Below are 19,458 nucleotides of genomic sequence, written 5' to 3'. Positions count from 1 at the left end.
AGGTTGCGTATAAAATGTAATCGCTTAATTCAAGAAAGGGAGTGAATGTCAATGATTCGAGTTGGCTTTATCGGTACAGGAGGATTTACAAGGCATCATGTCGAGATTTTACAGGAAATCGAAAATGTGAAAGTCGTAGGATTTGTAGGATCCACCCAGGAAAAGGCAGAGGAATTTGCTGAGAGGTATTATCAAACAACAGGTTATCAGGATTTGGAAACGATGATTGCTCATGAACAATTAGATGCAGTGTATATTTGTGTCCCTCCGATGGCGCACGAAAATTATGAGGAAATGCTAATTGAACACAAGATCCCTTTTTTAGTAGAAAAGCCATTAGGAGTCGATTTAGATAAAGTACGTCAAGTAAGGCGAAAAGTGATCGAAAATAATCATCTTACAGCGGTCGGTTACCATTTTCGTTACGCGGATACGGTAATGAGATTTCAAAAAATGCTAGAAGAAGCGGATGTTGGTACAATATTGGGAAAATGGATGGGCTCTATGCCTGGAGCTTACTGGTGGAAAAACCAAGAACAATCAGGTGGACAATTTAATGAACAGACGACACATATCGTTGATTTAATTCGCTTCTTATTTGGTGAAGTGAAGTCTGTTTATGCCCAAGAAACTAATGCAGTCACAGCAAAACAAGATTCGTCTGTAACCGTAGCAGATGTCGGGTTATTTACATTAACATTAGAAAATGGTTTATTAGTGCAAATAGCAAATACATCTGTTTTACCCGGAGGGACAGGTGATGTTGGCATTACAGCTTATACAGACCAAGGGATTATCGAGTGGCAAATGGGTCATATAGAAAGTAAAATGCCTGAAAAGCTAGAGAAGTATATCGCAAGACAAAATCCTTATAAACGAGAAAATGAAGCCTTTCTCCATGCTGTAAAAACTGGTGATCGTTCAAAAATATTGTCCAATTATGAGGATGGTTGGCATTCCTTTAAAGTCGCATTGGCAGCACGAAAATCGGCTCGTGAAAAAAGGCTCGTTAATCTCGATGAATGGGATGAATAAATAAATTTGTTTCGTACATAGTAAACCTACAGGGCAAAAAAATTCCTTGAGGTGATATCTATGTACAAACATATAGTTTATGTATTCATGTTTTTAATGATTATTCTCATGGTTGGCTGTAACGAGTCTTCCTTAGAACCGGAAGATCAAAATATTCAACCAGAGAATGTAGGTTTTGGTGGTCAAAATGACGGTGGAAATCAAGGAGAAATACCGGTTAACCCGGGAAGAGAACAAAATATTTTCGAAAATGCTAATCCAAATGAGTGGTACCGTCAGGAAGATCGTAATTATGGCGCAGATAGTAAACAAAGGCAAACAACACAAGAAAAACAGCAAACAACGGAGCAAAACCAACAAACGGAACAGCAAGATGATGACTATATAGATCAAAATGAAGAGCCGGAGTCTTTTGACAGAGAGTCTTTAGATGGTGTCATACAAAAAGTGGTCGAGCTAACCAATCAAGCACGTAATGAAAATGGTGCTGATTCCTTAAAATTTGATCATGAATTGGCAAATGTAGCACAGACCAAATCAGAAGATATGGCAGAAAGAGATTATTTTTCTCATACCTCTCCACAGTATGGTTCTCCTTTTGATATGTTGCAGGAATTTGGCGTTGATTATACCAAGGCTTCCGAGAATATTGCGGCAGGCCAACAATCAGCAGAAGAGGTCGTACAAGCCTGGCTCGATAGTGAAGGGCATCGCAAAAATTTGTTGGACCCAGAAGTCACCCATATCGGAGTGGGATATGCTACAGATGGGAACTATTGGACGCAGCTATTTATTAAAAAATAGTATTTGATTTGGAAAAAACACGGACTTAAAAGTTCGTGTTTTTTCATTGTTTATAATGGGGAATTGGGCTAATCACGCCACATTTAGCAATATTTGCTTTCTAAGCTTGAATTTAAGTACCAAAAATTACACGCATAAAGTTAAAATGGTACTTAAAACAGGTTTTAGTACCAAAATGCCTCCTCATAAGCACTAATTTGGTACTAAAATACGCTTTATAAAAAACCTAATATTTCTTAATTAGTTAAAAATAATAGGAATGTAACATTTAAATTATTACAATATTCAGAATTATTACAACATTAGAATTTCTGACAAAAGTATTGAATTTACCACCTGAATACTATATGATAATCGTTATAAAATGTATAAATAAAAAACGGAGTGAATATTTATGAATAAATGGATGACCAAAGGATTCGCTGTTTTATTGTTAGCAATTCTTGTAGCATGTGGTACAGATGACAATTCAGATCAAACAGAAGGAACGAATGGTTCGGATGATAAACAAACCTTGTCAATTGTAACAGAGGCCGGATTTATGCCTTTTTCTTATTTAGATAAAGGGGAAGTAGTTGGATTTGATATAGATTTACTAGCTGCCGTTATGGAAGAAGCAGGCTATGACTATGAATTAGAGAACGTAGGCTGGGATGCCATGTTACTTTCTGTTGAAGAAGGTGACGCTGACCTTGCTATTGCGGGAATCACAGTAAATGAAGAGCGTGAACAAACATATGATTTCTCCTCACCTTATTTTGAATCTACACATAAGGTAGTATTCCGTGAAGGAGAAGGTATTACAAGTGGGGAAGATATTAAAGAATTAAAAGTGGGTGTCCAATCAGGGACAACTGGTGCAGAAGCCGTTGAAAAGATTTTAGGAAAAAATCACGAAAATATTTCAAAATATGATTCCAATACATTAGCATTAATGTCCCTGCAATCAGGTGATGTGGATGCAGTTGTTACAGACAATGTAGTAGCGGATGAATATGTTGCGAATAATCCAGATGCAAACGTTGAAATGATCACAGATCCTGATACGTTTGAATCAGAATTTTACGGTATCATGTTCCCGAAAGGAAGCGAAATTCAGGAAGATGTGAATGAAGCTCTTCAAACTGTAATCGATAATGGGACATATGCAGAAATCTATGAGGAATGGTTTGGAGTAGAACCAAACACAGAAGCGCTAACCCAATAATTCACTAATCAAAAAGCGTAGCGACCCCGTTACGCTTTTCCTTTGTGTAAGGGAAGAAGAGCGAATCTGTTTTACTAGGAATAAAAAAGGGAAACAAAAAGCAAAGTAATAAGAGAGAAAGGAGCAAACAACATGGACTTTAGGTTTGATATTATTGTCGAGTACTTCCCATTTTTTATGGAAGGTATGGGCTTAACCATCCTTATGTCAGTAGTCGGTGTTTTAATGGGTTGTATACTCGGTTTTTTTATTGCATTAGGGAAAATGTCACCGATTCTGATCGTTCGATTGCCATTTGTTTGGTATATTAACTTTTTAAGAGGGACCCCTCTTCTTGTGCAATTATTTTTATTTCATTATGCTGTTTTACCAGCAATACTAGGGTCTACAACCCCTGTCATCTCCGTCATGGTGACATTATCACTAAATTCTTCCGCATATGTAGCAGAGATATTCCGTGCAGGATTACAGTCAATTGACAAAGGACAGGCAGAAGCGGCACATTCTTTAGGTATGAATAAGTTCCAAGTGATGCGTCATGTTCTTCTACCACAAGCATTTAAACGTTCCATTCCACCATTAGGGAATGAATTTATCGTTTTATTAAAAGATTCATCACTAGGTGCAATGATCGCAGCACAAGATATATTATATTGGGGAAGAGCAGCATCTGGACAATATTTAAGAGTATGGGAACCGTACTTAATGGTTGCGTTAATCTACTTAGTGTTAACACTTAGCCTAACATACTTATTAAATTATCTAGAAAGAAGGTTGGATGTAAAATGATCTCTGTCAGGCACTTAAAAAAATCCTTTGGCGACTTAGAAGTGCTGAAGGATATTAATGTAGATATCAAGCAAAAGGAAGTTGTTGTTGTAATTGGGCCTTCTGGTTCAGGTAAGTCAACATTTCTACGCTGTCTTAACTTAATAGAATCGGTAACTGATGGAACAGTAACGATTGATGGTGAGGAATTAACAGATAAAAAAGTAGACATCAATAAACTAAGAGCAGAGGTTGGAATGGTATTTCAACAGTTCAACCTTTTTCCACATAAAAGCGTTTTGGAAAACATCACCTTGCCAATCGTCACAGTAAAAAAATGGAGTAAACAAGATGCAGAAAAAAAAGCAAAAGATTTACTTCAAAAAGTCGGCCTCTTAGATAAAGCGAATGTATATCCAGAATCACTTTCAGGTGGTCAGAAACAACGTGTTGCAATTGCAAGAGCTTTAGGTATGGAGCCGAAAGTGATGTTATTTGATGAGCCTACTTCAGCATTAGACCCAGAAATGGTTGGAGAAGTGCTAGGCGTTATGAAGCAACTTGCTGAAGAAGGAATGACGATGGTCGTTGTTACCCATGAAATGGGCTTTGCTAAAGAAGTTGGCGACCGTGTTATTTTCATGGATGAGGGTTATGTGGTAGAAGAAAACGAACCAAAACAACTATTTGACAATCCACAACATGAACGAACAAAAGCATTCTTGAGTAAAGTGTTATAACCATAACTTTAATAAGCATGAACCCGTTTCGTTAATTGATGAAACGGGTTTTTGTTTTAGTGCAATCGAGTCGTTACGATAGGAAAAGAAAAGGTTGGCCATGGAAAAACCCCTAAGCGCAGTCTTTACTCAAGCATTTTCTATGCGGTCGAAGAGGCTTTTGCCTCCTTGTGAGCAAACAACGCTTATTATATGATAAAATGACCTTAAACTAGAGGAGGGGTACAGTATGAAACTTGTTCATTATCAGTTAAAACATCCTTATGCACAAAGCCGAATTGGCGTAGTCAAAGATAATAAGGTTATTGATTTACATGCTGCACAACAAGAGCTAATCGACCAACATAAAATTTTGGCAGATAGTATTATCCCAGCAGATCCAAATGCATTTTATCAACAGGCAAATCTACATATTAAACATGCTGAGAATCTTTTGGAACAAATAAAGCACTATTCTACAACACATGTTTTTGAACGCGATGAAGTTGTCCTGCATACACCAAACCCTAACCCGTCAAAAATTATTTGCATCGGAACAAATTATAGAGATCATGTAAAAGAAATGGGCGGTGAATTGCCAGAGTATCCAGTTTTATTCTCTAAATTTAACAACGCTTTAATTGGTCCTGAAGATAAGATACATAAATCAGAAGCTACAGATAAACTAGATTATGAAGTGGAACTTGCCGTTATTATTGGTGAAAAAGCATCAAAAGTAGCAAAGGAAGAAGCGTTAAATTACGTAGCAGGGTATACAATTGGGAACGATATTTCGGCACGTGATTTGCAGAAGCGTACACCACAATGGTTGCAAGGAAAATCATTAGATCATACTACACCAGTAGGACCTTGGCTGGTAACAACTTCCGAATTAAACGACCCTAGTCATTTAGCAATCAAATCCTATGTTAATGGTGAATTACGGCAATCTTCTAATACAGAACATTTAATTTTTGATATCCCATATTTAATTAGTTTTATTTCCAATTTAATAACATTAGATCCGGGCGATATCATTTTAACAGGAACACCAGATGGAGTAGGGTTTGCGATGAATCCGCCCAAACTGCTTCAATCAGGGGATGTTGTTACGCTGGAAATTGACCAAATTGGTACGTTAGAGAACAGAGTAATCAAGAAGTAATACTGAAAAATTGTCCACAGTTCAACATGCTGCGGACAATTTTTCAGTACGTCAGTCAGCTATATCTGATTTTAACGACTATACACGTACGGACAAATTTAAATTGACGATTACGTAGGCTAGATGGTATGATGAATAAAGAGATTAATAACATTAATTATTTGTACAGATAAGTTGAAGTCGTTTTTAGATAAAGGATAGGAAGGAAGGTCTTCATCCTAATACGAATTCCAATGAAAGCGCTAATATCAAAATCTACATAGATAATTTTTAAAATATTGGAGGAAAATGATATGAATGATGTGAATAATGCAATACAAAATGGTAAAACAATACTTGGTATTGAACTTGGTTCAACCCGGATTAAAGCAGTTCTAGTCGGTGAAGATAATGAAGTAATTGCATCTGGTAGTCATGATTGGGAAAACAGTTATATAGACAATATTTGGACTTATAGTATTGATGAAGTATGGGAAGGGCTCCAAGACAGTTATCAGAAGATGGCGGCTGACGTGAAAAGGCAGTACGGCATTACGCTCAAAAAAGTAGGTGCTATTGGCTTTAGTGCAATGATGCATGGCTACATGGTTTTCGATAAAGAGGAGCAGCTACTTGTTCCTTTCCGTACATGGCGAAACAATATTACAGAACAGGCTGCAACAGAACTGACCAAACAGTTTAATTATAATATTCCACAAAGATGGAGTATTGCCCATTTATATCAAGCTATTTTAAATCAGGAAGATCATATTCAGGATATCCACTTTCAAACAACATTGGCCGGCTATGTTCATTGGAAGCTAACAGGGAAGAAAGTGCTTGGTGTTGGGGAAGCATCTGGTGTCTTTCCGATCGACCTTGAAACCAAAAGCTATAATCAAAACATGGTTGATCAGTTCAATCAATTGATTGCCCCACAAAATCTCTCATGGAAGCTGGAAGACATTTTACCTGAGGTTTTAGTAGCTGGTGAAAACGCAGGAACGCTTACAGAAGAGGGTGCGAAATTATTAGATGTTAGCGGCGAATTGGAGGCAGGTATTCCACTTTGCCCGCCAGAAGGTGATGCGGGGACTGGCATGGTTGCAACAAACAGTGTGGCACAGCGTACGGGTAACGTTTCTGCCGGTACTTCTGCATTTGCAATGGTGGTATTGGAGAAGGATTTATCGCAGGTACACCCGGAGATTGATCTAGTGACAACACCTTCAGGTGACCTCGTAGCAATGGCACACTCTAATAATTGTACATCTGACTTAAATGCATGGATTGGTTTATTTGGAGAATTTACCCAAGCTATAGGTTTCGAAGTGGATAAAAATAAGTTGTTTGAAACCCTATTTACAAAGGCGCTAGAAGGAGATGCTGACGGAGGAGGGTTATTATCTTACGGCTATCTTTCTGGTGAACATATGACCCATTTTGAAGAAGGGCGTCCGTTGTTTACTCGTACTTCTGAAAGTAATTTCAACCTTGCTAATTTCATGCGTACGCATTTATATACATCATTTGGCGCAATGAAAATTGGAATGGACATTCTAACCAAAGAAGAAGGTGTAAAGCTAGATGAAGTTTTAGGGCATGGTGGAATTTTCAAGACCGAAGGCGTGGCGCAAAGCATGTTAGCAGCTGCTTTTAATGTTCCTGTTTCTGTTATGGAAACAGCAGGAGAAGGTGGAGCATGGGGCATCGCATTACTCGGTTCTTATATGTTGAATAAAGAAAAGAACGAAACCTTGGAAGCTTATTTAAATGAAAAAGTATTCGCTGGTCAAGACGTGAAGACTGTGTCACCAAATGCTAATGATGTAAAAGGTTATGAACAGTTTATGGAACGTTATAAGAATGGACTTGCAATTGAAAGAGCGGCAGTAGATAATCTTAAATAAGAGATAGGAAGGTAGGGGATCGCCATCTCCTATCTTTTTTGTTTATAAGGAAAGTATAAAATCAGCGAAATGACCATGTTAATGAAGGAGTGTTGCTTGATGTTATGTCAATGCAAAGAACTTTTACATCTAAAAATAGAGGCCGATTTTGGGGCTGATCCGATTTGGTGTTACCAATGTGGCTATAATTTAGATATTGAATCTTTACCTCTATCTGACAGCCTTAAGAAGGAACTGATTGTTTGGGTATTGGATATAGAGAAATGGTACGACTGGGAGACAGGGCAGCTGATAAAATCGAAAAGGCACTTAGCACATCAACACAATCAATTAGGGAAAATATTAACCGATAAAATTAAACAAGAACTTGATCCTTCTTTGACAGTAACCTTTGTTCCTTTTCAAACTATAATTTACTTCCCATATAGAGGACAGTTGTAGATTTTGTGATTGAAAACTTGTTATTCCCTTTTACTTTGGTAAAATAAAACTAAATCAATTGTCATGTTTATAAGACTATTTAGCAGGAGAAGAGGGTATCATGATGGATAACTTTATTGACAAAAAAATGCCACGGGCTATCCTTATTACATTGCTGATAATGGCTCCTTTATTTTCTCTTGACGAGCAATCAAGGTTACCGGAATTATATCTATGTATCACGATTTATATTTTGCTGCAATATTTCAGAGATTTTATTTTTAAGCTGAACTTAGATAATCGCAAAGGCTTGTTTTTTCTTGTAGGCCAATTGGTATTACTTAGTATGATTATTAGTTTAGATCAATCCTTTATTTCGCAAGTATTTTTGCTTATATTAATTGGTGAAATGGTATATCATCATACACTAAATTACAGTATTCCATTTGCGGTTGCTGCTTACCTGTTTTTTGTTGCTGGTAAATGGATTGCATTTGGTTTTCCTCCTCTTTCCACCATGTCTTTCATCATCCCAAGAATTACAGAGTTTTTAGTAGTGTTTGTTTTTAGTTATCTTGTCAAAATATCAATGTATCAAAAAAGGCAACTTGAAAAAGCATATGACAAAATGAAAACAGCGTCTTTAAAACTAGAAGAAAATATCATTATGCAAGAACGTAAACGTTTTGCTCGCGAAATGCATGATTCGATTGGTCACTCTTTTTTCACTTCACTAATCGGATTAAATGCAGTGAAAACATTGATTCCCCAAGATCCAAATGAAGCCCAACAATTACTTAAACAGGTATACCAAAATCTAGAGAGTGGACTGCATGAAGTTCGTAAATCGGTTCGAGAATTGCAGGGCAACCATTTTTTTATAGATTTCCAAAATGCAGTGGAAGCTTTATTAGAGGAAATGAAACAGCAAACAGATGTTGATATCCATGTAGAAATGAATGTGGCAGAGGGTTGGCTGAGTCCCCGTCAGGAAATCGTTATATATCGAGCATTGCAAGAAGGATTAACAAATGGTTTGCGACACGGTAAAGCAAGCCTTTTTTCATTCCGATTATCGGTAGTGGATGATACCTTACAATTTTCTTTAAGCGATAATGGTAGAGGCTCCAAAAATATAGAGCAGGAATTAGGCTTTGGCCTCATTGCCATGAAAGAAAGGGTAGAAGAGATAGGTGGAAAGATAATTTTTCAATCTAACAACACACGACTGGGTGGAATAGATATTTTGATAGAATTACCGAAAGATAAAAACGTTCATAAAATTCGAAGTGTAGGGTGAAAACGATGAGTAAGGTAAAAATTATCATAGCGGATGATCAAAAAATTATATGCGAAGGTCTTGCTGTAATGTTAAATCAGCAATCGGACTTAGAAGTCATTGCGACAGCTAATTCGGGTGAGGATGTGATCAACAAAACAATAGAAAGTAAACCGGATGTTATATTGATGGATATACGTATGCCAGGTATAGGTGGGATTAGAGCTGCTAAGATATTAAAAGAGAAATATCCCGATATAAAAATAATTATGCTGACAACGTTTTCGCAAAATGATTATATATTAAAAGCGTTAAAAAATGGTGCTAGTGGATACCTGCTAAAAGATACTGATGTTCATCAGTTAGTTGATGCGATCTACCAATCTTTAAAAGGTCAAATATTAATCCCCGAATCCATTCAACCACTGTTAATGAAACAATTAGAAACGAGTGGGGAGAACGACTCCAGATCATCTTTTGAGACTGTTCTGGATGCATTGAAGGAGCGGAATGTTCGCTTAACCGACACAGAAACCAATATCTTGAAAAGATTACTAAACGGATATTCAAACCAGGAAATTGCTGATTCTATGTATCTATCCATAGGTACAGTAAAAAACTATGTTAGTAAAGTTTATCGAAAATTAGGAGTATCCGGTCGACCAGAAGCTATTTTGCTGTTAAAAAGCTTATAACGATTTCGTATGTGCTACTTCCGGTAGATCACGGAAAAAGTGTCTCACGTCTTCTTTGCTCATACCTAATTGTTTTGCTAAATATAGTAATCTTAACCATTCTGGGTCGAAACGTTGTTTTTGATTAGTCATAACGTGTTTACTCACCTTTTTCATTACATATTTAGTACCTTCATAATAACGGAAATTTAGATTATTGAGAAGGTAACTTGAGTCATCACTTTACAGATATTAAGTCATAAAAGTCATAACCTTAAAGTACTTATTATCATAAGAAGTGTCTATCTTTTGTCATTGTTCTTATACTTTTGGATATTTATACAACTGAATGAATATTAGTATCTTCGCATTGTCAAAGGATGGAAGCAATCTATATAATGATTACTGCGTGAACTGTAAGTAGGGGAAAAAACTACTGATGCATGATGAACTATATGAAATTTTGGAAAAAAGAAATAACTTTCTGAATTTTTTTATAAACATTATTGCATGAAAATACAAAATGAAGTATAATTATAAACTAATCATACACGGAATTTAGGGGGGAATATGGTGGATGTAGCAATTATAGGTGGAACGGGTTATGGTGCGATTGAGTTATTACGATTTTTGCATAACCATCCATATGTTCAAGTGAAAAAAGTTATCTCACATTCAAATAGTGGAACGGAATTAGCAGAAGTATATCCGCATGTTGTTGATATTATCGATATCAAAATGGCAGACCTAAATATAGATGCATTAGCGCAAGAGGTAGAACTCGTCTTTTTTGCAACACCGTCTAATGTTAGCAAAAACGTTATTCCCGCATTAGTCGATAAAGGAGTGCGTTGTATTGATTTGTCAGGGGATTTCCGTTTGCGAGATGGGAAGCAATACCAGACGTATTACGGAGAGGAAATCGCATCGCAGGAATATATCGAAAAAGCTGTTTACGGCTTGCCAGAGGTAAATAAAGAAGCTATCAAGCAAGCTAGCATTCTCGCAAATCCCGGCTGTTATCCAACAGCGACGACTTTAGGGTTAATACCAGCAATCGAAAAAGAGTTGGTTGATCGCTCATCGATCATTATTGATGCGAAAACAGGAGTATCTGGAGCTGGACGAAGTTTATCATTGAATGTTCATTTTTCAGAAATGAACGAAAACTTTAAAGCATATAAAATTGGGGTGCATAAACATATTCCGGAAATCGAACAGATGCTATCAGAACGAGCAAATGAAGATATGCAAGTCATTTTCACCCCGCATATTGTGCCGATGACAAGGGGAATCATGAGCACGATTTATGTGGATATGAAAGACAACTATTCTACGAAACAACTGGTTGACACCTATCAAACTTACTATCAAGACCATCCTTTCATTCGTGTACGTAAAGAAGGGGTATTTCCTTCAACGAAAGAGGTCTATGGCAGTAACTATTGTGATATCGGATTGTATGCAGATGAAAGGACAGGAAAGCTTATTATTGTTTCTGTCATTGACAATTTAGTTAAAGGAGCATCTGGTCAAGCAGTTCAAAATATGAATATTATGTACGGATGGGAAGAGGCAACAGGCTTGGACCAACTACCTATTTATCCTTAAGGAGTGAAAAACAGACATGGAAGTTCAGCTAGAACAATTCAAATTAATGAAAGATGGAAATATTGCCTCTGCAAAGGGGTTTCAAGCAGGCGGTTTACATTGTGGACTACGTAAAAAGAAAATGGATTTAGGCTGGGTGTATTCAGAAGTGCCAGCACAAGCAGCAGGAGTATATACGACGAATGTCTTTCAGGCGGCTCCACTTAAAGTAACACAAGAAAGTATCGAGAAGGAACAGCAGTTACAAGCAATTATTGTCAATTCAGCCATTGCCAATGCTTGTACAGGTGAACAAGGGCTACAAGATGCTTATGATATGCGCAAATTATTCGCTGAAACTATGGGAGTGGAAGAACATTTAGCGGCTGTAGCATCAACAGGGCTTATTGGTGAGTTATTACCAATGGATAAACTGCAAAAAGGCATTAGTCAAATACCTGACTATAAACATATAGGTGCTAGCAAATTTGAATCAGCTATTTTAACAACAGATACAAAAGAAAAAGGAATTGCAATCGAATTAGAAATAGATGGTCAAATCGTTACGATCGGCGGAGCTGCCAAAGGTTCTGGCATGATTCATCCGAATATGGCAACAATGCTTGGTTTTGTTACAACAGATGCCAATATTTCTTCTTCGTATTTATCTGATGTATTAAAGTCGATTACGAACCGGTCGTTCAATATGATTACGGTTGACGGAGATACTAGTACGAATGATATGGTTTTAGTTTTAGCAAATGGAAAAGCAGAAAATCAAGCATTAACACCAGAACATAGAGAGTGGCAAAAGTTTTATGACGCTTTACAATTTGTTTGTGAATACTTAGCAAAAGAAATTGCTCGTGATGGAGAAGGTGCTACCAGATTAGTAGAAGTACAAGTGGAAGGTGCGTTTACGGATGAATCGGCAACAGCCATTGCTAAATCAATTATCTCTTCTAACCTAGTAAAAACAGCTATTCATGGTGCTGATGCGAATTGGGGACGTATTATTACGGCGATTGGCTATAGTGGCGAATCTTTAGATCCTGATAAAGTTAGCATTTATTTAGGTAATATTTTAGTAGTCGAAAATGGAGTACCACATCCATTTGATGAAGATGCAGCCAAAGAATACTTATTAGAAGATGAAATAACCATACTTGCCAAATTGGGTGATGCAAACGGAAAGGCAACCGCATGGGGTTGTGACCTCTCCTATGAATATGTCAGAATAAACGCTTCTTATCGAACGTAAGGAGGAACGAATGTGAGTTATGTTGTGATTAAATGTGGTGGTAGTGTATTTGAACAGCTGCCTCCTTCTTTTTATCAAGATATTGTGACGATTCAACAAAAAGGAGAATGGCAGCCAATTATTGTTCATGGTGGTGGACCGTTAATTTCGCAATTGTTAGAGCAAACAGGTGTGAAGACTACGTTTATTAACGGATTGCGTGTAACCACAAATGAAGTATTAGATGTCGTCGAAATGGCCCTTAGTGGTTCTATGAATAAAGCCATTGTCCGTAAAATTGCAGAAGCGCAAGGTAAGGCCATTGGTGTAAGTGGAATTGATGGAAACTTATTAGAAGCAAAGCCGGTGAAGGATGATACCACGCTTGGTTATGTAGGAGAAGTGATACAAGTTAATACAAATTTAGTACAAAGTTTTGTCGAGCAAGGTCTCATCCCAGTAGTTTCACCAATTGGTAAGGATAGAACAGGACAACGCTATAATATAAATGCTGATATGGCGGCATCAGCAGTTGCGCAAGCATTAGAAGCAAAGTTATGTTTTATTAGTGATATTCCCGGGATTTATCATGAAGTAAATGGGGAGAAGCAAGTATTCCATCAGTTAAATGAAACGAAAATCGATGAATTGATCCAACAAGAAGTAATTTTCGGTGGAATGATTCCTAAAGTAAAATCTGCATTATCTGCTTTGCGTAAAAATGTACGGGAAGTATCAATTGTGGATGGTACAGCAGACCATGGTTTGGAAGAGTTTATGCAAGGGAAACAAGTTGGAACGAGAATTGCTTTAGAACAGGAGGTGCCGCATGTATAAACAAACTGTAAGTCCTGTTATGTCTACATACGGACGTTTTCCGATTACTTTGGTTGAAGGGAAAGGAAGTTACGTATGGGATGATCAAGGAACAAAATATTTAGATTTTTCTTCTGGTATTGCAACGTGTAACTTAGGACATGTGCCAGATATGGTGGAGCGTGCTGTAAAGGAACAACTGTCGAAGCTATGGCATTGTTCCAATCTTTATCATATACCTTCTCAGGAAAAACTAGCACAGGCCTTAACGGAAAATAGTTGTGGTGATCAAGTATTTTTCTGTAATAGTGGTGCTGAAGCGAATGAAGCAGCAATCAAAATTGCCAAAAAATACGGGCATGATGTACTAAAACAGGATAATCCACTCATCATCACTTTTAACAATTCGTTTCATGGCCGGACAATGGCTACATTATCGGCAACAGGGCAAAAGAAAATCCAAGACGGATTTACCCCTTTAACACCCGGTTTTGCGTATTTACCTTTTAATGACGATCGTTTACTTGATGAGCTAGCAAAACAGAAACCAGCTGCGGTATTATTAGAACTCGTTCAAGGTGAAGGAGGGGTCATCCCAGCTGATCCTGCATGGTTAAGCAAACTATCTGCAATCTGTAAAGAACATCATATTTTATTGATGATTGATGAAATTCAGACAGGTATGGGCCGGACAGGTAAACTTTTTGCCTATCAGCATTACGGTATTGAGCCAGATGTAATCAGTGTGGCAAAAGGTCTGGGGTCGGGTTTTCCAATTGGTGCTATCATCGCTAAAGAACATGTCGCAAAAGTATTTTCTCCAGGTACACACGGAAGTACATTTGGGGGGAATCCAATCGTAACAACAGCAGGGCTGGCAACCATTAACCACCTTACCCAAACAGATATATTAGCGCATGCTAATCAAATAGCGAACGATTTATGGAATGGATTGCAACAATTAGTAGAAGATAAGAAGGAAGTAAAGTCGGTTAGAGGTAAAGGCTTGTTAATTGGTCTTGAAGTCGAAGGTAATGCAATTGACTATGTCAACAAAGCAAGAGAGGAACATCAATTATTAATTTTAGTTGCAGGGCCACAAATCGTTCGTTTACTGCCACCTTTAACGGCAAAACAAGAAGAAGTAGAAAAGTTTATAGCCATTATGGATAAATTATTTTCATAAGACTCTTGACCATCATCTGTAACGTGGTAAAGTAGTAAAGAACGATTATAGTAAAGAGGGATCAAGATGAAAAGTTATATAGATGAAAAGATAGAAGCATTTAAGAAAACAAATAAAAACAGAGCGCGTTTATTAATAAACTGTGCCGATCAACCTGGTATTGTGGCAGCCGTGTCTCAGTTTTTATATGAGCATAACGCTAATATTATTGAATCCAATCAATACTCTACTGACCCACATGGTGGTGAGTTCTTTATTCGAATTGAATTTGAAATGGATGATTTAAAAGCTCAAGCTGAAAAATTAGAGGCGGATTTTCAACGAGTTAAAGAAGCATTTAATATGGAAGCAACATTTAAATATGTCGATCAAATAAAGAAGATGGCAATCTTTGTTTCCAAGGAGCCTCATTGCTTGTTAGAGTTGCTTTGGGAGTGGCAAAGCGGAGACTTAATGGCAGATATTAGCCTTGTGATCAGTAATCATGAAACATCACGTGAGTTTGTCGAACGGCTCGGTATTCCCTATTATTATATCCCAGCCAATAAGGATATCCGTAAACAGGTAGAGGAAAAGCAAATTCAATTACTACAAGAATATGAAATAGATGTAATTGTGTTAGCGCGCTATATGCAAATTTTGACACCTCATTTTGTGGAGACATTCAAAAATAAAATTATCAATATTCACCATTCCTTTTTACCAGCATTTATTGGTGCGAAGCCATATGAACGTGCTTACCACCGTGGCGTAAAATTGATCGGTGCTACCTCCCATTACGTTACCAACGATCTCGATGAAGGGCCGATTATCGAGCAGGACATCAGTCGAGTTGATCATCGCGACAATGTCGAAGCCATGAAAAAAATTGGTCAATCTGTAGAGCGGAGTGTGCTAGCAAGAGCAATTAAATGGCACCTCGAAGATCGTATTATCGTGTATGGAAATAAAACAATTGTATTTTAATTGATCAAAGCATTCTTATCGTGGAGAGCGGTAGGAGTGCTTTTTTATTTTGTGCTAGTTGATAGTAAATCCCAAAAGTTGATAGAAAGGTCTCCTGAGTTGTAGCACTTCCTAATAAAAATGGGCGCTTACTATTGTGCCCTTGACCTGGTTTTGTCATATCCTATGGTGAGGTGGTTTGTAATGGGGTTTTTTGATGTGTGGATTCGTAATGGTTTATTGTACGTGAAACCACGTTTAGAAAGTGTCCGGTTTAGGGTGTATGAAAATGATATATTGCTGGCTAGCGGACTTGATGATGACGGTGTATTGATTCAATTACGTGAACGGAAGCCCAATACAATAATAACGATAGAGTACTTGTTTGATAATAAATTAGCAAAAGAACAATATCCATTAAAAACTTATTATGCAACGAGAGAGCGTAACTATCAAGCTGGCGACATTTTAGTGGCCAGTGATAATGTAAAATCAGAATTAACTGGATACATGGGGCATTCCGCACTTGCCATTAATGAAAATGAATTAATTGAATCACCGGGCTTGGAGCCTGCGATTGTACGTAAATCAATCCAGCAGTTTCTAGATAAGCATCCAGTACACGCTCAATTTCGCCCGGTAAAAACTGAATTAGGGGAAAAGGCAGCACGATATGCAATAGATTATTACCAGGAATACAAAAGTAATGTGGAAAAAGGTATTCACAAGCCTACCTTTTCCTTCGACCTTTCTCAGGAATTAGATGAGCCATGGGAAAAAATCTATTGTTCGAAATTAGTATGGATTTGTTATCATTTTGGAGCAGATTATACTTTTGAAAATGATCATTTATGGTTCTCACCAGAGGATTTATACCATCAGTTGTTGGAAAATCAGGATTTTGAGCTAGTGTATCAGCATCAGGACGTTAAGTTTTTGATTGATACCTAAAGAAATATAAATACTGTAATACGATGTAAAAAACAAGTTGCATTAATGGAATCATTCAATGAGTCAGGTGAATATATAATTTATACATGACATCAGGAAAAATGACGATCCTGGTGTCTTTTATTTGGGTGTAAGAAATCAGGCAACTTTGTATAACCCAAGTGATATAGTTAATTGGTAATAATCTTTGAAATGGAAAAGTAAATACTTTGTATTAAAAATAGATAAAATTAAAAGTTTTATATTGAATGTACGTACGAATTGTATTATGATAGAATTAATTACTTTTACACATACGTACAAGGAAAGAATATTGAGAAAAGGGTGGATGTAAGCATGCTTGAAGAATTAAAACAGCAAGTATTGGAAGCAAACCTGGATCTACCCAAGTATGGTTTAGTAACATTTACTTGGGGGAATGTAAGCGGATACGACAAAGAATCTGGTTTGATGGTGATTAAGCCTAGTGGTGTACCATATGAAGAACTAAAGGCTGATGATTTAGTTGTATTAGATTTAGAGGGGAATATTGTCGAAGGTGACTTGAAGCCATCTTCAGATACGCCAACACATCGCTTGTTGTATCAAAAATTCCCGGGAATAGGTGGTGTTGTGCATACACATTCACCATGGGCGACAAGTTGGGCTCAGGCAGGTAAAGGTATCCCGGCGCTTGGTACAACGCAAGCAGATTACTTTTATGGCACTATTCCGTGTACACGTCGTATGACGAAAGAAGAAGTAACGGGTGACTATGAATGGGAAACAGGTAATGTGATTGTGGAAACATTCAAGGACATCGACCCGTTACAAATCCCAAGTGTGTTAGTACACAGTCATGCACCATTTAATTGGGGAAAAGACCCGCATGAGGCACTGCATAATGCGGTAGTGTTAGAAGAAGTTGCCAAGATGGCATTGCATACGTATCAAATTAATCCGCATGCACAAGATATGGACCAATTTTTGTTAGATAAACATTATTTAAGAAAACATGGTGCCAATGCGTACTATGGTCAGGATAAAAAGTAAACTATTCAAGATAAACAATGATTAATGAACATAATAGAGGAGGAAATATCATGTTAGAAGTACGTCCTTATACATTTTGGTTTGTAACAGGTAGTCAACATTTATATGGGGAAGAAACACTGCAAGAAGTAGCAAATAATTCAAAAGAGGTAGTAGCTGGATTAAATAAAGAAGGTAACTTACCTTTTGAAGTAGAATTTAAAGAGGTACTTACAACAGCACCAGATATTCACAGCTTAATGCAGAAAGCAAATGCAGATGAAAATTGTGCAGGTGTGATCACTTGGATGCACACATTCTCTCCAGCAAAAATGTGGATCTCAGGTTTGAAAGCATTGCAAAAACCATTATTACACTTGCATACACAGTTTAATCGCGATATTCCGTGGGAAAGCATTGATATGGATTTCATGAACTTAAACCAAGCAGCACATGGTGACAGAGAATATGGTTTTATTGGTACTCGAATGGATGTTTCTCGAAAAGTAGTAGTAGGTCATTGGCAAAGCAAAGAAGTGACAACAAAAGTTTCAGATTGGATGAAGACAGCTGTTGCAGTTGCTGATGGAAGCAATATACGTGTTGCTCGCTTTGGTGACAATATGCGTAATGTTGCTGTAACAGACGGGGATAAAATCGAAGCTCAAATCAAATTTGGCTGGACCGTTGACTACTATGGTATTGGTGACCTAGTTGAAGAAATGGATCAAGTAACAGATGAAGAACTAAATGCATTATACAAAGAATACGAAGAGCTTTATGAATTACCTGCAGAAGCAAGTGAACCAGGTCCAATTCGTGACTCTATTTTATACCAAGGAAAAATTGAGTTAGGATTAAAATCTTTCTTGAAAAAAGGGAATTACACAGCATTCACAACAAACTTTGAAGACTTACATGGTATGAAACAATTACCTGGTCTTGCAGCACAACGTCTAATGGCAGAAGGTTACGGCTTTGCTGGGGAAGGTGACTGGAGAACAGCAGCTTTACTTCGTTTCATGAAGATTATTGCTGGTAATGAAGGTACATCATTCATGGAGGATTATACGTATCATCTTGAACCAGGTAATGAGATGATTTTAGGTTCTCATATGTTGGAAATCTGCCCAACTGTATCTGCAACAAAACCTAAAATCGTTGTTAATCCATTAGGTATAGGTGGTAAAGAAGATCCAGCCCGTCTTGTATTTGATGGACGTGGTGGCGATGCTGTTAACGCATCTCTTATTGAAATGGGAGGTCGTTACCGTCTAGTAATTAATGAAGTGAAAGCAGAACAACCTGAGATTGAAACACCAAACTTACCTGTTGCGAAAGTGTTGTGGAAGCCTGAACCATCACTAAGTGAGGCAACGGAAGCGTGGATTTACGCAGGTGGAGCACACCATACCGTATTCTCGTTTGATGTGACAACTGAACAATTATACGATTTTGCTAACATGGCAAAAATCGAATGTGTAGTCATTGATAAAGATACGAAACTGCGTCAATTCCGTAATGAACTAAAATGGAATGAAGCAGTTTATCGCTAAGATCATATGAGATAGCTTGAAAATATACACGCGTTTCCACCGTTTTAAGTGAAACGCGTGTATACTTTTAGTTTTTGTATTACCACAGTTTACATAAACTGCGAAGTAACTTAGACATGGATTTGCTCTTTGCTACACTGAATTTTGATGAGTGCATGATCGTCGCTGCGGAAAAATACTCCCTTTCCGGGGGCACGGCCTCA

19 protein-coding genes are annotated in these 19,458 nt (G+C 37.4%); 18 read left to right on the top strand and 1 reads right to left on the bottom strand.

The window, feature by feature from the left end; genetic code table 11:
- Positions 1-45: 45 nt before the first annotated feature.
- The 10 genes from GH715_RS00590 (at position 46) to GH715_RS00545 (ending at position 9,981) form a co-directional block, all read left to right on the top strand.
- Entirely contained in the window at positions 46-1,035 is a 990-nt protein-coding gene (locus GH715_RS00590) for a Gfo/Idh/MocA family protein (protein WP_153833772.1), read from the top strand.
- Positions 1,036-1,095: 60 nt separating this feature from the next.
- Positions 1,096-1,839 (top strand): CAP domain-containing protein, encoded by a 744-nt coding sequence (locus tag GH715_RS00585; RefSeq protein WP_153833773.1) that lies wholly within the window; start codon positions 1,096-1,098, stop codon positions 1,837-1,839.
- 394 nt (positions 1,840-2,233) lie between these two features.
- Positions 2,234-3,046, top strand: a complete 813-nt coding sequence (locus GH715_RS00580; protein ID WP_153833774.1) for a basic amino acid ABC transporter substrate-binding protein — start codon at positions 2,234-2,236, stop codon at positions 3,044-3,046.
- 132 nt (positions 3,047-3,178) lie between these two features.
- Positions 3,179-3,835: an amino acid ABC transporter permease gene (locus tag GH715_RS00575; protein ID WP_153833775.1), complete on the top strand. Its 657-nt coding sequence runs from the start codon at positions 3,179-3,181 to the stop codon at positions 3,833-3,835.
- Positions 3,832-4,554 (top strand): amino acid ABC transporter ATP-binding protein, encoded by a 723-nt coding sequence (locus GH715_RS00570; RefSeq protein ID WP_153833776.1) that lies wholly within the window; start codon positions 3,832-3,834, stop codon positions 4,552-4,554. Before GH715_RS00575 ends, GH715_RS00570 begins: the two co-directional genes overlap by 4 nt.
- Before the next feature lie 229 nt (positions 4,555-4,783).
- Positions 4,784-5,698: a fumarylacetoacetate hydrolase family protein gene (locus GH715_RS00565; protein WP_153833777.1), complete on the top strand. Its 915-nt coding sequence runs from the start codon at positions 4,784-4,786 to the stop codon at positions 5,696-5,698.
- Between the two features lie 293 nt (positions 5,699-5,991).
- Positions 5,992-7,587, top strand: coding sequence for a xylulokinase (locus GH715_RS00560; protein ID WP_153833778.1), 1,596 nt, complete (start codon positions 5,992-5,994; stop codon positions 7,585-7,587).
- Between the two features lie 99 nt (positions 7,588-7,686).
- Positions 7,687-8,028, top strand: a complete 342-nt coding sequence (locus GH715_RS00555) for a hypothetical protein (protein WP_153833779.1) — start codon at positions 7,687-7,689, stop codon at positions 8,026-8,028.
- A gap of 103 nt (positions 8,029-8,131) precedes the next feature.
- On the top strand, positions 8,132-9,307 hold the full coding sequence (locus GH715_RS00550) for a sensor histidine kinase (RefSeq protein ID WP_163578367.1): 1,176 nt from the start codon (positions 8,132-8,134) through the stop codon (positions 9,305-9,307).
- Positions 9,308-9,312: 5 nt separating this feature from the next.
- Entirely contained in the window at positions 9,313-9,981 is a 669-nt protein-coding gene (locus GH715_RS00545) for a response regulator transcription factor (RefSeq protein ID WP_153833781.1), read from the top strand.
- Here GH715_RS00545 and sinI read toward each other — a convergent pair.
- Positions 9,976-10,113: a DNA-binding anti-repressor SinI gene (sinI, locus tag GH715_RS00540; RefSeq protein WP_018931777.1), complete on the bottom strand. Its 138-nt coding sequence runs from the start codon at positions 10,111-10,113 to the stop codon at positions 9,976-9,978. The two genes, GH715_RS00545 and sinI, sit on opposite strands and share 6 nt — an antisense overlap.
- Positions 10,114-10,530: 417 nt before the next feature.
- Here sinI and argC point away from each other — a divergent pair, with 417 nt between their 5' ends.
- From argC to araA, 8 genes are all read left to right on the top strand, one after another.
- A complete protein-coding gene (gene argC / locus GH715_RS00535; RefSeq protein WP_153833783.1) occupies positions 10,531-11,571 on the top strand; it encodes an N-acetyl-gamma-glutamyl-phosphate reductase in 1,041 nt (346 codons plus the stop codon).
- 16 nt (positions 11,572-11,587) lie between these two features.
- Positions 11,588-12,811, top strand: coding sequence for a bifunctional ornithine acetyltransferase/N-acetylglutamate synthase (argJ, locus tag GH715_RS00530; RefSeq protein ID WP_153833784.1), 1,224 nt, complete (start codon positions 11,588-11,590; stop codon positions 12,809-12,811).
- Between the two features lie 12 nt (positions 12,812-12,823).
- Positions 12,824-13,627 (top strand): acetylglutamate kinase, encoded by an 804-nt coding sequence (gene argB, locus GH715_RS00525; RefSeq protein ID WP_163578366.1) that lies wholly within the window; start codon positions 12,824-12,826, stop codon positions 13,625-13,627.
- Positions 13,620-14,792, top strand: a complete 1,173-nt coding sequence (locus GH715_RS00520) for an aspartate aminotransferase family protein (RefSeq protein ID WP_153833785.1) — start codon at positions 13,620-13,622, stop codon at positions 14,790-14,792. The genes argB and GH715_RS00520 overlap by 8 nt, the downstream gene beginning before the upstream one ends.
- 66 nt (positions 14,793-14,858) lie before the next feature.
- Positions 14,859-15,758: a formyltetrahydrofolate deformylase gene (gene purU, locus GH715_RS00515; protein ID WP_018931771.1), complete on the top strand. Its 900-nt coding sequence runs from the start codon at positions 14,859-14,861 to the stop codon at positions 15,756-15,758.
- Positions 15,759-15,941: 183 nt separating this feature from the next.
- Positions 15,942-16,688, top strand: a complete 747-nt coding sequence (locus GH715_RS00510) for a C40 family peptidase (protein ID WP_153833786.1) — start codon at positions 15,942-15,944, stop codon at positions 16,686-16,688.
- Positions 16,689-17,024: 336 nt separating this feature from the next.
- The gene (gene araD, locus GH715_RS00505) at positions 17,025-17,720 is read left to right on the top strand and encodes an L-ribulose-5-phosphate 4-epimerase (RefSeq protein ID WP_153833787.1); all 696 of its coding nucleotides are present in this window, start codon (positions 17,025-17,027) and stop codon (positions 17,718-17,720) included.
- Between the two features lie 50 nt (positions 17,721-17,770).
- Positions 17,771-19,255, top strand: coding sequence for an L-arabinose isomerase (gene araA / locus GH715_RS00500; RefSeq protein WP_153833788.1), 1,485 nt, complete (start codon positions 17,771-17,773; stop codon positions 19,253-19,255).
- Positions 19,256-19,458 lie beyond the last annotated feature (203 nt).

Source organism: Gracilibacillus thailandensis, from assembly GCF_010994055.1.
In the GTDB taxonomy this organism is placed as follows: domain Bacteria; phylum Bacillota; class Bacilli; order Bacillales; family Amphibacillaceae; genus Gracilibacillus; species Gracilibacillus lacisalsi.
Note: the sequence above shows the minus strand (reverse complement) of the source record. Positions and strands in the feature narration are given on the sequence as shown.

What these genes read in the sequence shown, in the direction of transcription:
- GH715_RS00590 (WP_153833772.1), top strand. Translation starts at nt 46, where the DNA reads ATGTCAATGATTCGAGTTGGCTTTATCGGTACAGGAGGATTTACAAGG.
- GH715_RS00555 (WP_153833779.1), top strand. Translation starts at nt 7,687, where the DNA reads ATGTTATGTCAATGCAAAGAACTTTTACATCTAAAAATAGAGGCCGAT.
- GH715_RS00550 (WP_163578367.1), top strand. Translation starts at nt 8,132, where the DNA reads ATGGATAACTTTATTGACAAAAAAATGCCACGGGCTATCCTTATTACA.
- argC (WP_153833783.1), top strand. Translation starts at nt 10,531, where the DNA reads ATGGTGGATGTAGCAATTATAGGTGGAACGGGTTATGGTGCGATTGAG.
- araD (WP_153833787.1), top strand. Translation starts at nt 17,025, where the DNA reads ATGCTTGAAGAATTAAAACAGCAAGTATTGGAAGCAAACCTGGATCTA.
- argJ (WP_153833784.1), top strand. Translation starts at nt 11,588, where the DNA reads ATGGAAGTTCAGCTAGAACAATTCAAATTAATGAAAGATGGAAATATT.
- GH715_RS00520 (WP_153833785.1), top strand. Translation starts at nt 13,620, where the DNA reads ATGTATAAACAAACTGTAAGTCCTGTTATGTCTACATACGGACGTTTT.
- GH715_RS00580 (WP_153833774.1), top strand. Translation starts at nt 2,234, where the DNA reads ATGAATAAATGGATGACCAAAGGATTCGCTGTTTTATTGTTAGCAATT.
- sinI (WP_018931777.1), bottom strand. Translation starts at nt 10,113, where the DNA reads ATGACTAATCAAAAACAACGTTTCGACCCAGAATGGTTAAGATTACTA.
- purU (WP_018931771.1), top strand. Translation starts at nt 14,859, where the DNA reads ATGAAAAGTTATATAGATGAAAAGATAGAAGCATTTAAGAAAACAAAT.
- GH715_RS00570 (WP_153833776.1), top strand. Translation starts at nt 3,832, where the DNA reads ATGATCTCTGTCAGGCACTTAAAAAAATCCTTTGGCGACTTAGAAGTG.
- GH715_RS00510 (WP_153833786.1), top strand. Translation starts at nt 15,942, where the DNA reads ATGGGGTTTTTTGATGTGTGGATTCGTAATGGTTTATTGTACGTGAAA.
- GH715_RS00565 (WP_153833777.1), top strand. Translation starts at nt 4,784, where the DNA reads ATGAAACTTGTTCATTATCAGTTAAAACATCCTTATGCACAAAGCCGA.
- GH715_RS00545 (WP_153833781.1), top strand. Translation starts at nt 9,313, where the DNA reads ATGAGTAAGGTAAAAATTATCATAGCGGATGATCAAAAAATTATATGC.
- GH715_RS00585 (WP_153833773.1), top strand. Translation starts at nt 1,096, where the DNA reads ATGTACAAACATATAGTTTATGTATTCATGTTTTTAATGATTATTCTC.
- GH715_RS00575 (WP_153833775.1), top strand. Translation starts at nt 3,179, where the DNA reads ATGGACTTTAGGTTTGATATTATTGTCGAGTACTTCCCATTTTTTATG.
- araA (WP_153833788.1), top strand. Translation starts at nt 17,771, where the DNA reads ATGTTAGAAGTACGTCCTTATACATTTTGGTTTGTAACAGGTAGTCAA.
- GH715_RS00560 (WP_153833778.1), top strand. Translation starts at nt 5,992, where the DNA reads ATGAATGATGTGAATAATGCAATACAAAATGGTAAAACAATACTTGGT.